Raw genomic sequence first — 12,218 nt, 5'->3', positions numbered from 1 at the left:
GAGTATAAAATGTATGAAAAACCTACAATAAACAGAGTTGATTTCGCAATGGCCAGCAAATACGGCTCACCACTTAAAACACAGAAAATCAGAAGCGAAATTGACGGAATTGGAGTTCATGAATTAGTAGAAAAGTACGGTTCTCCTCTGTTTGTATTCAGCGAAAGAGTAATAGAAGAAAAGTATATGGAATTTAAAAACGCATTTACAAGCAGATATCCGGAAGTAGAATTCTGGTGGAGTTATAAAACCAACTATCTGGACGCAATATGCAAAATATATCATAAACTCGGAAGTAAAGCCGAAGTTGTAAGCGAATTTGAATATGAAAAAGCCAGAAGACTCGGAATAGAAGGTAAAAATATTATTTTCAACGGTCCTTACAAACCGAAAGAAGCTCTTAAAAAAGCTGTAGAAGAAGGTGCAAAAATTCATATTGACCACTGGTATGAAATAAATGATCTTGAAGAAATAGCGGATGAACTCGGTATAGAAATTCCCGTAGCAATCAGATGTAATATGGATACGGGAGTATATCCGCAGTGGAGCAGATTCGGATTTAATATTGATAACGGAGAAGCTTATGATGCGATTAAAAGAATCTATGAAGGTAAAAAGTTATATTTAACGGGGCTTCATTCTCATATCGGAACGTTTATGCTAAGTGCTAACGCGTATGCAAACGAAACAAAAAAACTTATAGAACTTAAAAATAAAATTGAAAAAGATTTTGGTTATGAAATAGAATATATCGATATAGGAGGAGGTTTTGCCAGCAAAAACAGATTAAAAGGCGTATATCAGGCTCCTGAAGTTATTGTTCCTAGTGCCGATGAATATGCTGAAGCCGTTACAAATGCGATATTTGAAACAAATAAAGGAAAACTTCCTAAACTTTTCCTTGAAACCGGACGTGCTTTAATTGATGAAGCGGGTTATCTGCTTACAAGTGTTTTTGCCGCTAAAAGAATGCCTGACGGTAAAAAAAGTTATATTGTAGATGCGGGAGTGAATCTTTTATATACAGCATTTTGGTATAACTTTGAAATAGCTTTGGATAAAAGATATGAAGGATTAAACGAACCTTCTCAGATAAACGGACCTTTATGCATGAATATTGATGTTATTTCAGAGAATATAATGCTTCCTGCTCTGCAAAGAGGAAGTGTTTTAAGTATTTGGCCTGTTGGAGCATATAACGTGACTCAGGCTATGCAGTTTATCAGATACAGACCTAGAATTGTTCTGATCGATAAAAATTCAAATACCCATATTATCAAAGAAGCTGATGATTTGGATTACATTGTAGAAAAAGAACATATTCCTGAATATTTAAAAGGTTAAAATGTTGCATAAACTGAAGTTTGTTTTTAAACCGTATGTTTCCATACTTTTTTTAAGGGATGTTAAAGCGGGGGTAATACTTTTCCTTCTTTCTTTCTTACTTCCGAGTGTAGGGATATTAGGTATCGTTGCGATATTGGCAACAGTAATGTTTGCTGAATTTATAAATGTCAGGGATGAATATTTAAAATACGGATTTTATTTATATAATTCGTTGCTGGTCGGTATGGGGGTCGGATATTTTTTTGATGTTACTGTTGTGACCGTTCTTTTGACGGCTATGCTTTCTATACTTACTTTTTTGGTGTCTTTTAGTATAAATAAAGTGTTTATTAAATACTCTTTACCTCTTTTATCCCTGCCTTTTGCATTCGTAAGTATGATTTTTTATCTTGCAAGTTTAAAATATACTTCTCTTTTGAGTAATATTTTATACCGCAAAGCGCTTTTTGATATTAATTTCCCTTTTGAACAGTTTTTTAAGTCTATGGGGACTATTTTCTTTCTTCCGTATGTTTTTGCAGGAGTTGTTATCTCCCTGATCATATTATTTTATTCAAGGATTCTGTTTTTGCTTGCTTTTACAGGATTTTGGGCAGGTGTATGGTTCCATTCGTTTTTTATACCTTTTTCAAAAGCGCTTAATTCTCCGTATAATTTTAATTTTATACTGATAGCCATGGCTCTTGGAGGAGTGTTTTTAATCCCTAATTTAAAAAATTTCTTTCTTGCATTTTTGGCAATATTTTTATCAATAGTTTTAATTGATGCGATGGAAGTGTTTTTTAATATATACGCACTTCCGGTATATACGCTTCCTTTTAATATTATGACGCTTCTTTTTATTATGATTCTTTTTAGTATGGGATACGCTTATTTTAATTACAATATTAAAGGAACGCCCGAAAAATCACTTATTTCTTTTTTAAGCAATTATTACAGATTTGGCGGAAACGATATTAAAATAAATCTGCCTTTTACCGGAAAATGGACTGTTTATCAGGCTTTTGACGATGAATGGACTCATAAAGGAAACTGGAAATACGCTTATGATTTTGTAATCAAGAAAAACGGTAAAAGTTATGAAAACGACGGACTGTTTTTGGAAGATTATTATGCATTCGGCAAACCTGTTACCGCTCCAGTAAACGGTTACGTTATCGCGTTAAGGGATGATTTGGCTGATAACTTTATAGGCAATGTGGACAGAACCAATAACTGGGGAAATTATATTATTATAAAAAGCGATTACGGATATTTTGTAGAAATTTCGCATTTAATGCAAAATTCGATAAACGTAAAAGTAGGGGATTATGTAAAAGTTGGAGATATAATTGCGAAATGCGGTAACAGCGGTTATTCTCCTGAGCCTCATATTCATATCCAGGTTCAGAAATTTGGTGTTTTGGGAAGTGAGACTATTCCTTTTAAATTTATTGACTATATAAAAGACAATAGGCTTTATTTTTACGAGCTGCCTAAAAAAAATGAAAGTGTTGAATCAACGACGGTGGATAAATCTATGAAACTGAGACTGACGTTTATTTTGGATGATTATTTTAAATATGAAATTTATAAAAATAATAGTAAAATTAAAGAAATAGAATTTACTGTAAAAATGAATGACAAAGGGGAGTTTTATTTTACAGACGGACAAAATAAACTCTATTTTTATACAGATGAGAAACTTTTTTATTTTTATGAATATGACGGTAAAGACAGTTTGTTAAAAAGCCTGTTTAAAGTGGCTCCCAAAATACCGTTGATAAATAAAGAAGTGGAATATGAAGATGTTATTCCCCCTCAGTTTAAATACGGTTTATTTAAGAAAATTATAATTGAACTTGTTTTGCCTTTTAATTTTAAAATGTTTGCAAAAAAAGTTTTATATTATAAAGAAATGCTGAAAATAAAATCAGAATACGGGGAAGTTACTTTTTCATTTTATGAAAAAGGCTTTGATAAAATAAAATTTGAAAACACGGAATTAAGGAGAATATATGAAAAAGCTGATAATTCTGATTAGCGTATGTATTTCACTTTTTGCTCTTGATATAAAAAAAGCGTATTATGAGTCTTATAATTATGAAAAAATGGGTGATTATAAAGACGCTATCAAGGTATTAATACCTGTATATAATAAATATCCGAACGGATATACGTTGAATTTAAGACTCGGATGGCTCTTTTATTTAAGTAAGAAATATCAAAATGCGCTTGACCATTATAAAAAAGCGTCTTTAACGGCTCCTTATTCTATAGAGGCTAAGCTTGGTATCATGAGAACTTATTTGGCTGCAGGGGATTATGATAATGCTCTGAAAGTAGGAGATGTTATTTTAAAAATAGACTATTATAATTATTACGGCAATTATTATGAAGTTGTGGCTTTAATAGCTAAAAAGCAATATGATACCGCACTTAAACTGACTGATAAGATGCTTAGTCTTTATCCGACAAGTGTTTTATTTTTGGTAGAGCTTGGAAAAATATATTATATAAAAGATAAAACAAAAGCAAAACAGATTTTTGAAGATGTTTTAATTCTTGATCCGAATAACGTTATAGCAAAAGAGTATTTGAATAAATGAAAATACTCTGTTTTACTTCTTTTGATTTAGAATTAAAAAAATTCAACTGTATGTATGCATTAGATGAAAATGATTTTTATGAAAAAATATTAAACAGAAAATATGACGTAATAATTGTGTCTTTTGATTTTTATTCGGAATTTATAAATATTAAAGACTATGTTCATTCGACTGTTGTTTTTTTAAACAGTTACTGTGACAGTTTTATATTTAAGAAAGTTCTGGAAGTAGGTGATTACTGCTATACATATTCAGAGTTTGACAAGCTTTTTTTGCGTTTAGAATATTTACAGAAAAAAATACTTAAATCTAAATCAACGGTATACAAAAAAGGCAATCTTTTATATAATTTCAATACAAACGAACTGTATATTGATTCAAAGCCGGTAAAATTAAGCAGTGCTGAGAATGAACTATTAAAAACGTTAATAAAAAACAGAAATACGTATCTTTCAAAAGAAGATATATTAATGGAATGTGACAGTATAGAAAGTATTGATTCTATTAAAGTTCTTATTTCTCATTTGAGAAAATTGGGAATAGAAATAGAAAATCAAAAAAATTTAGGATATAAAATAAAGGAGAGGGAATGAAAAAACTGATTTTAAGCGCAATTGCCGTATCTGCAATATTTGCAACTGAGATTACGCCATATACAAGTTTTATAAATTACAGTAAAGACACCAGCAAAGATTATGCAAACGTTTTTGGTGTTTATCTGTCTCAATACAAAAGTCCTTATAAAGTTGAATTGGACGGAGAATTTATGAGACTGAAATATAAGGATTCTCCTGATTACAAACAATCGGATTTGACATTAATAGTAAATTATTTTCAAGGCAGTAATTATAAATACAGAGTGGGTATTCATAATATTTTTGCCAGTAACCCGGAAACAATTGTTAAATACAATCCAGGGACTATGAGAACTCCTTCTACAACAACGACTACAACTAAATATGTCAACTCATATGATTATGTGCTGTTTGGCGGGGTTACATATTATCAGTATTTAAAATTTGATGCCGATTTAAATATTTATTATTCTAATTATGAAAATTTAAATGTAGTTCAGGTGTCTCCGTCTTATGGTTACAGTTTTGGAAATTACTATTCAGCAATAGGGTCTCTTTATTTAAAAGGAACATTAAATTATATTAATTTAAGCAATTCTGAAGCGGCTCCAAAAGATAATTATTTTAATGTTGATTTAAAACTGGAAAATTATAAAGGACCGTGGGTTACTACGTTAAATGCAAGTTTAGGAAAAACCGCATATAAAGTAGCTAAAGACGGTTTTGTTGTTTATAATCTTGGTGAGGAGTATAAAAACAGTTATTCTGTAAGTGTTGGTAAAAAATTAAAAAACAACGACTATGTTTCCGGTTCGGTAGAATACAGCACATTTGAAGAAACTCCGGGATATGAAGCTTCCTCTACTACGTTTTTAATTAACTATACGCACAATTTTTAAAACAGCTCTTTAACCGTTTCAAAACGGTTTGCTGTCATTATATGAATTTTAGGATGCTTTTTTAAAAGTTTCTGGAATAAGTTTCTGCTTAATTCCATTCCGACTTTATATTCTTCCTCTTCACTGATTTTATGTGCTTTTATCAGTTTTTCGATCCATCTTTCAGGTACATAGATTCCGGGAACGTGCGAGTGTAGAAACTGAGCCGTTTTTAGTTTTGTAATGGGAAAAAAGCCTAAAACAATTTCACTTTCTTTTCTTTCGTCCTGGAAGTCTGAAACAATTTTATTTTTTATTTCTAATAGTTTGTCTACAATGTTTAAGTCGTAAACTGGCTGCGTTATAATTCCTACTGCATAATTTTGTATTTTTTTATACATTTTTCTTTCTATTGAAACAAAATTTTTAGCATACGAATTACTTACGACAAAAGGCGTTATAGGTTTGGGTTTTATTTTAAATTCTTTACCGCTGTAATCCATTCCGTTATTAAAAGCTCTGATTATTTCCAGCAGTAAAATACTGCTGCCTTCTACTACGGCTTTGGCTTTCGGCTGGTCTGACATATTGGCCGGATCACCTGTTAATGCTAAAATATTTGTTACGTTTAAATCGTTTGCCCCCAGTAGATCGCTTTGAAGGGCTATTTTGTTTCTGTCTCTCATAGTCATGGTTGCAATAACCGGTTTTTTAAATTTTTCCTGTAATTTATATGCAGCGATAATAGAGTTATATTTCAATTTGCTTAAAGGACAGTCTGTTGTTGAAAATCCGTCAATATATTTTAATGCTCCGCTTTTTTCGATTTTTTCTATCATTAAATCCACTGTAGGAAGTTTCGGAGGTGTGGTTTCAAGTGTAATATATTTGCCTTTTAGCTTTTCTTTTAACATTAAGATCCTTTGTCAATTTATTACGAAATGATATAATAAAAATAAAAAAATAGGAATATAATGGATATTAAAGGGAATTTCTGGATAGAAAAAGAGGGAAAAAGTTTTTTGGGAAGAGGCAGAATTGAACTTTTGAAGAAAATAGACAAATACGGTTCTATTTCCAAAGCGGCAAAAGAGATGAAAATGAGCTATAAAGCTGCATGGGATGCGGTTGATATAATTAATAATCTGGCAAAAGAACGTGTAGTTGAAAAAATAAGCGGAGGCAAAGGCGGCGGAGGAACCAGACTTACTGAGTACGGAAAAAAGCTTATTGATATGTTTGAAAGTGCCCAAAAAATATTTGAATCAGATTTGAAAGCATTGGAAGAATTTTTTAATAAAAAGATTTAATTTGCTAAAATTTCAATAAAAAGGCGCTTAATGATTTTAATGATAGACAATTATGACAGCTTTACATATAATATTGTTCAGTACTGCCTGGAACTTGGCGCTAATTTAAAAGTTATCAGAAATGACGAAATGAGTGTTGAAGATATTAAAAAACTAAATCCCGAAAAAATAATTATTTCCCCAGGCCCTTCCACTCCTAAAGAAGCAGGTATAAGTGTTGAAGTTATAAAAAATATTCAAAAACCGATTCTTGGAGTGTGTTTAGGTCATCAGTCTATTGCTTACGCATTCGGCGGAGAAATAATAGAAGCCAAAAATTTGATGCACGGAAAAACATCCGATATTCAAATAACAATAAAAGACGATATTTTTAAAGACCTTCCGAATAAATTTAGAGTAACAAGATATCATTCGCTTGTTGCTAATCCTGATAAACTGCCTGAATGTATTATTCCTACTTCTTATTCATTAGACGATAATGAAATTATGTCTTTAAGGGTAAAAGACAGACCTATTTACGGTGTTCAGTTTCATCCGGAATCAATTATGAGCGAATACGGAAAAGAAATTATTGATAACTTTTTAAAATTATGAAAAAAATTATAGCCGTTTCATTCCTTTTTTATTCATTTTTGTTATGGTACGGTGTCAGCTTTCTTTCTTTCTCAATAGTGGATGTTAGAAGCATTGATCATTTTCCTGTTTTAAACTATATTCTCAATTTCAGTTTTTTTCTATTTGGAAAAAATGATTTTGCATTACGTGTTCCTGAAATTATAGTCGGTTTTTGCAGTGTTTTACTTTTTTACAAACTTACTGAATTTTATTTAAAAAAAGAAAAAGACAGGTTTTTTGCAACCATTATATTCATGCTGATACCGGGGATGATAATATCTTCTATTATTGTTAATAAATCAGTTTATTTAATTTTTCTTACATTGCTGTTTGTATATTTATATAAGACAAACAAAATATATTCGTATATTTTGCTGGCATTATGTGTTTTTTTAGATTCAAGCTTTATTTCTCTGTTTTTTGCTTTGATATTTTATGCAATTTATAAAAAAGACAATGTGCTTCTTTTGTTGTCTCTTCTGTTTTTAGCTATTAATGCAAATTATTTCAATTATGATATCGGAGGTAAACCTAAAGGACATTTTTTAGATCTTTTTGGTACTTATTTTTTAATTTTTTCTCCTTTTGTTTTTATTTACTTTTTATTTTCCATATATAAAGGGTTTTTTGACAAAAAACGAGATATAGTTTTTTTTATTGCTTTTTTTACGTTTATTATTTCAATATTATTGTCATTTAGACAAAGAATAAAAATAGACGACTATGCACCGTTTACTTTGGTATATGTAATTTATATGGTTAAATATTTTTTAAGTTCGTACAGAGTAAGACTTCCTCAGTTCAGAGGAACATACAAGACAGTTTTTATAGTTTTAATTACAACGTTGACTTTTTTTGATATTGCGCTTTTTTTAAACAGATATACGCCTGCAAGAAAGCTCAGCAGCAGTTATTATTTCATTAAACCTTTAGCGTCAGAATTGAAAAACAAAAATATTGATTTTATTAATTCAAAAAATAAAAGACTGCTTAGGGCGTTAAATTTTTATGGACTAAAAAAAGGTAATAAATATATGATTATTTATGAAAAAAGGGAAAATAAAGTTTCAATTTTTCACAAAAAGAGAAAAATTATGCAAATCAATGTTTCGAAACTAAACACACTATAAAAAAATTTTTTTCAATTAATAAAATAAGCTTATATCTTTTATGATTAATGCTACAATTTCTAAAATAAAATTCAAGGAGAATTAATGGCTCAAAAACCGATTCGTGAATATGACGGGAAAAAACTTTTTGCCCAAAACTGGGATAAATACTTCAGTGGACTAAATTATCCATTTGAAAGTGTTTTAGTAACAAGTGGAGACGAGTTAAAAGCTAAAGCAAAAGAACCTGGATATGAATGGCTAAACGAAAAACCTTTAGTTGCCAAACCTGATATGCTTTTTGGTAAAAGAGGAAAAAACGGTTTAGTATTATTCAAAGTTAATAAACCTGGAGATGTAACTCTTGAAGACGCAGCTAAATGGATTGATGAAAAAAGAAGCGGAAAGGTTACACTTCTTAGCGGACAAAGCGGAGAGCTTACTCACTTTATTGTAGAGCCTTTCACACCTCATAGAGAAGATGAGGAATATTATATTGCCGCTACGACTTTTGATGAAGTAAACGACGTACTTTATCTTTCAGCACACGGTGGTATGGAAGTTGAAGAAAACTGGGATAAAGTTACTGAAGTAAAAATTCCTATCGATGCAAGTGACGAAGAAATCGAAAAACTTGTAAAAGAAAATATTCCTTCAGATATTCCGGCTGATAAAAAAGACGTATATGCTAACTTTGCAATTAATTTCTACAAATTCTTTAGAGATCTAAACTTTGCATATCTTGAAATCAACCCTGTAGTTATCGTAGGAAACAATGTTTATCTACTTGACCTTGTTGCAAGATTAGACGATACTGCCGGATTTATGATGAAAGACAAATGGGGTGATATTGAATTCCCGACACCATTCGGTATGCCTGAGAAATCACCTGAAGAAAAAGCTATCGCCGAAGCTGATGCAAAAAGCGGTGCTTCACTTAAACTAACAATTCTTAACCCTAAAGGAAGAATCTGGACTCTTGTAGCCGGTGGTGGTGCTTCAGTTGTTTATGCTGACACTATTGCTGATATGGCTGGAGGTGTTGAAGATTTAGCAAACTACGGAGAATATTCTGGTGGTCCGACTACTGATGAAACAAGATTCTATACTGAAACAGTACTTGATTTAATGACAAGAGAAAAAGATCCAAAAGGCAGAGATAAAATCTTAATCATCGGTGGTGCTATTGCTAACTTTACAGATGTAGCAAAAACATTTACAGGTATTATTCAAGCATTTGAAAAATATGCAGATAAAATGAAAGACGTTGGAACAAGAATTTACGTAAGAAGAGGCGGGCCTAACTACGAAAAAGGTCTTAAAGATATTAAAGCGGCAGCAGAAAGACTTGGCCTTCCAATCGAAGTATACGGACCAGAAACTCATATTACTGATATCGTAAGAATGGCACTTGAAGAAGATAAAAAAGGAGCGAACTAATGGCTAACGAATTATTTACAAGGGACACACAGGCAATATTTTGGAACAACAACAAATCTGCAATCCAAAGAATGCTTGATTATGACTATATAATTAAAAGAGAAAAACCGTCAGTAGCGGCAATCGTTGCTCCAACAAGCAGCAACAAATTCGAAAAATTCTTTTTCGGTACTGATGAAGTAATGATTCCAATTTACAGATCAACTGCAGATGCAGTTAAAAACCATCCTAATGCTGATGTATTGTTAAACTTTGCATCATTCAGAACAGCTTATGATGTAACAATGGACGCTCTTGCAATGGATCAGTTCAGAGTAATTATGATTACTGCTGAGGGTATTCCTGAAAGAAATGCAAGAATCATGAATAAAACAGCAAGAGAAAAAGGTGTAACTATCATCGGACCTGCAACAGTTGGTGCTATTGCTCCGGGTGCGTTTAAAGTTGCAAACATTGGTGGTACAATTGAAAATATTGTAAAATCAAAACTTCACAGAGCCGGAAGTGCTGGTCTTGTAACAAGAAGTGGTGGTTTATTTAATGAGCTTTCAAATATCATCGCTCTTAATGCTGACGGTATTGCAGAAGGTGTTGCAATCGGTGGTGACAGATTTGTCGGTTCTGTTTTTATTGATCATATGTTAAGAATGGAGAAAAATCCTAAAGTTAAATATATGATTCTTCTTGGTGAAGTTGGTGGTAGAGAAGAATATAAAGTTATTGAAGCTATTAAAGAAGGTAAAATTACTAAACCTGTAATTGGCTGGTGTATCGGTACAATTGCTAAACACTTCTCAAGCGGTGTACAGTTCGGTCACGCAGGTGCAAGTGCAAACGCTGACGAAGAAACTGCAGAAGCTAAAAACAGAGCAATGAAAGAAGCAGGAATTCATGTACCTGAAAACTTTAACGATTTACCTCATGTTATTAGAGGCGTTTATGAGCAGCTAAAAGGCGAAGGTAAAATTGAAGATATCGAAGAGCCGACAGTTCCTCCAATTCCTGAAGATTATGCAAAAGCTTTAGCAGCTGGTAAAATCAGAAAACCTAGAAACTTTGTATGTACAATTTCTGACGACAGAGGTGAAGAAGCGGTTTATGCTGGTATTCCAATCAGTGCTGTCGCTACTCCTGATACAGGATACAGCATAGGTGATGTAATTTCACTTCTTTGGTTCAAAAAAAGATATCCTAAATGGGCAACTGATTTTATTGAAACTGTAATCAAAACTGTTGCAGACCACGGTCCTGCGGTGTCAGGTGCACATAACGCAAAAGTTACTGCAAGAGCAGGTAAATCTGTAGTTGAAAGTTTAGTTACCGGCTTACTTACAATCGGTCCAAGATTCGGTGGTGCGATTGACGGTGCAGCTAAATATTTCAAATTTGCACATGATAACGGAATGAACCCTAAAGAGTTCCTTGCTTATATGAAAAAACAAGGTATTCCAATTCCGGGAATCGGACACAGAATCAAATCTGTAAGAAACCCTGATAAAAGAGTTGAAGGTCTTAAAAAATATGCATCTGAATTTTTCCCTGCAACTCCGTTATTAGATTATGCTCTTGAAGTTGAAAAAGAAACAACTTCTAAAAAAGAAAACTTAATCCTAAACGTTGACGGAACTATTGGTATATTAATGGTTGACATGTGGAGAGCATTAGGGTATACTGAGAAAGAAATTGAAGAATTTATTGAAAGTGGGACATTAAATGCGTTCTTTATTGTTGGAAGAAGTATTGGATTTATCGGACACATTCTTGATGAAAAAAGACTCGGAATGCCAATGTACAGACACCCATGGGATGACATCTTATATCAAGTTGACAAAGCAGAAGAACTGTAATTTTTCTTCTGCTTTTACAATGATTGAACTCCTTGTAGTTATTATAATTATAGGGATAATTGTAGCTGCTTTAACTTTTAACTTTACTCCAAATAAACTCCAAATTGCTGCTGATATGCTAATGAAAAATATTAAATTTACACAGTCGCTTGCTTTAAAAGATGATAAATATCAGCCTTTTCCAAACTCAAATACGGCTATGGAAGAAAATAGGTCTAAATACTGGTTTAAACAATGGTGGCATCTAAAAATTACTAATACTGGAAACACAATATATTATTATATTTTTAGCGATTCTCCGTCAAATTCCTCTTCTTCAAATTTTGATGAAGGATATTCACATCTTAGTGAACTAGCTATAAATCCTATGTCTAAAAAATATTATATCGGTGCTATTGTTTCTGATTACAGTCCTGAATTAAATTTATCCGCCTATGGTGTTAAAAGGGTTGAATTTACAGGTTATTCTTCTTCAGCAATGCCCAACAATTTAGGTGATAGATTAGATT

The 12,218-nt window shown here is 31.9% G+C and carries 12 protein-coding genes (1 of these 12 only partly in view); 11 read left to right on the top strand and 1 reads right to left on the bottom strand.

What is annotated here, in order from left to right:
* Positions 1-9: 9 nt before the first annotated feature.
* From ACZ5EP_RS03985 to ACZ5EP_RS03965, 5 genes are read left to right on the top strand one after another with little or no spacing between them, the layout of a single operon-like run.
* Positions 10-1,344 (top strand): alanine racemase, encoded by a 1,335-nt coding sequence (locus ACZ5EP_RS03985; protein ID WP_464509543.1) that lies wholly within the window; start codon positions 10-12, stop codon positions 1,342-1,344.
* A 1-nt stretch (position 1,345) separates the two neighbouring features.
* Positions 1,346-3,370, top strand: coding sequence for an urea transporter (locus tag ACZ5EP_RS03980; protein ID WP_464509542.1), 2,025 nt, complete (start codon positions 1,346-1,348; stop codon positions 3,368-3,370).
* Entirely contained in the window at positions 3,345-3,935 is a 591-nt protein-coding gene (locus ACZ5EP_RS03975; RefSeq protein ID WP_464509541.1) for a tetratricopeptide repeat protein, read from the top strand. Before ACZ5EP_RS03980 ends, ACZ5EP_RS03975 begins: the two co-directional genes overlap by 26 nt.
* Positions 3,932-4,528 (top strand): winged helix-turn-helix domain-containing protein, encoded by a 597-nt coding sequence (locus ACZ5EP_RS03970; RefSeq protein ID WP_464509540.1) that lies wholly within the window; start codon positions 3,932-3,934, stop codon positions 4,526-4,528. The genes ACZ5EP_RS03975 and ACZ5EP_RS03970 overlap by 4 nt, the downstream gene beginning before the upstream one ends.
* Positions 4,525-5,409: a hypothetical protein gene (locus ACZ5EP_RS03965; protein ID WP_464509539.1), complete on the top strand. Its 885-nt coding sequence runs from the start codon at positions 4,525-4,527 to the stop codon at positions 5,407-5,409. The genes ACZ5EP_RS03970 and ACZ5EP_RS03965 overlap by 4 nt, the downstream gene beginning before the upstream one ends.
* Here the strand turns inward: ACZ5EP_RS03965 and ACZ5EP_RS03960 are convergent.
* On the bottom strand, positions 5,406-6,302 hold the full coding sequence (locus ACZ5EP_RS03960; RefSeq protein WP_464509538.1) for a methylenetetrahydrofolate reductase: 897 nt from the start codon (positions 6,300-6,302) through the stop codon (positions 5,406-5,408). The two genes, ACZ5EP_RS03965 and ACZ5EP_RS03960, sit on opposite strands and share 4 nt — an antisense overlap.
* 60 nt (positions 6,303-6,362) lie before the next feature.
* On the opposite strand from ACZ5EP_RS03960, the gene ACZ5EP_RS03955 reads away from it, so the two are divergent.
* The 6 genes from ACZ5EP_RS03955 to ACZ5EP_RS03930 form a co-directional block, all read left to right on the top strand.
* Positions 6,363-6,698, top strand: a complete 336-nt coding sequence (locus ACZ5EP_RS03955; RefSeq protein ID WP_127679962.1) for a winged helix-turn-helix domain-containing protein — start codon at positions 6,363-6,365, stop codon at positions 6,696-6,698.
* A 30-nt stretch (positions 6,699-6,728) separates the two neighbouring features.
* Positions 6,729-7,292 carry an anthranilate synthase component II gene (locus tag ACZ5EP_RS03950; RefSeq protein WP_464509537.1) on the top strand — a complete coding sequence of 188 codons (564 nt, stop codon included), beginning with the start codon at positions 6,729-6,731 and terminating at the stop codon, positions 7,290-7,292.
* Complete coding sequence (locus tag ACZ5EP_RS03945) at positions 7,289-8,443, top strand: ArnT family glycosyltransferase (RefSeq protein ID WP_464509536.1); 1,155 nt, start codon at positions 7,289-7,291, stop codon at positions 8,441-8,443. Before ACZ5EP_RS03950 ends, ACZ5EP_RS03945 begins: the two co-directional genes overlap by 4 nt.
* 84 nt (positions 8,444-8,527) lie before the next feature.
* Complete coding sequence (locus tag ACZ5EP_RS03940) at positions 8,528-9,862, top strand: ATP citrate lyase citrate-binding domain-containing protein (RefSeq protein WP_464509535.1); 1,335 nt, start codon at positions 8,528-8,530, stop codon at positions 9,860-9,862.
* Positions 9,862-11,709, top strand: coding sequence for a citrate/2-methylcitrate synthase (locus ACZ5EP_RS03935; protein WP_464509534.1), 1,848 nt, complete (start codon positions 9,862-9,864; stop codon positions 11,707-11,709). Before ACZ5EP_RS03940 ends, ACZ5EP_RS03935 begins: the two co-directional genes overlap by 1 nt.
* 19 nt (positions 11,710-11,728) lie before the next feature.
* Positions 11,729-12,218: the 5' portion of a hypothetical protein gene (locus tag ACZ5EP_RS03930; protein ID WP_464509533.1), read on the top strand. 206 nt of this gene lie beyond the right edge of the window; the window shows 490 of its 696 coding nt (coding positions 1-490); it begins with the start codon at positions 11,729-11,731; the stop codon falls past the right edge of the window.

It is taken from the genome of Nautilia abyssi, from assembly GCF_055388085.1.
Note: the sequence above shows the minus strand (reverse complement) of the source record. Positions and strands in the feature narration are given on the sequence as shown.

Coding starts and splice junctions, on each gene's coding strand:
- ACZ5EP_RS03975 (WP_464509541.1), top strand. CDS start 3,345: ATGAAAAAGCTGATAATTCTGATTAGCGTATGTATTTCACTTTTTGCT.
- ACZ5EP_RS03955 (WP_127679962.1), top strand. CDS start 6,363: ATGGATATTAAAGGGAATTTCTGGATAGAAAAAGAGGGAAAAAGTTTT.
- ACZ5EP_RS03970 (WP_464509540.1), top strand. CDS start 3,932: ATGAAAATACTCTGTTTTACTTCTTTTGATTTAGAATTAAAAAAATTC.
- ACZ5EP_RS03945 (WP_464509536.1), top strand. CDS start 7,289: ATGAAAAAAATTATAGCCGTTTCATTCCTTTTTTATTCATTTTTGTTA.
- ACZ5EP_RS03985 (WP_464509543.1), top strand. CDS start 10: ATGTATGAAAAACCTACAATAAACAGAGTTGATTTCGCAATGGCCAGC.
- ACZ5EP_RS03965 (WP_464509539.1), top strand. CDS start 4,525: ATGAAAAAACTGATTTTAAGCGCAATTGCCGTATCTGCAATATTTGCA.
- ACZ5EP_RS03980 (WP_464509542.1), top strand. CDS start 1,346: ATGTTGCATAAACTGAAGTTTGTTTTTAAACCGTATGTTTCCATACTT.
- ACZ5EP_RS03940 (WP_464509535.1), top strand. CDS start 8,528: ATGGCTCAAAAACCGATTCGTGAATATGACGGGAAAAAACTTTTTGCC.
- ACZ5EP_RS03935 (WP_464509534.1), top strand. CDS start 9,862: ATGGCTAACGAATTATTTACAAGGGACACACAGGCAATATTTTGGAAC.
- ACZ5EP_RS03950 (WP_464509537.1), top strand. CDS start 6,729: ATGATTTTAATGATAGACAATTATGACAGCTTTACATATAATATTGTT.
- ACZ5EP_RS03960 (WP_464509538.1), bottom strand. CDS start 6,302: ATGTTAAAAGAAAAGCTAAAAGGCAAATATATTACACTTGAAACCACA.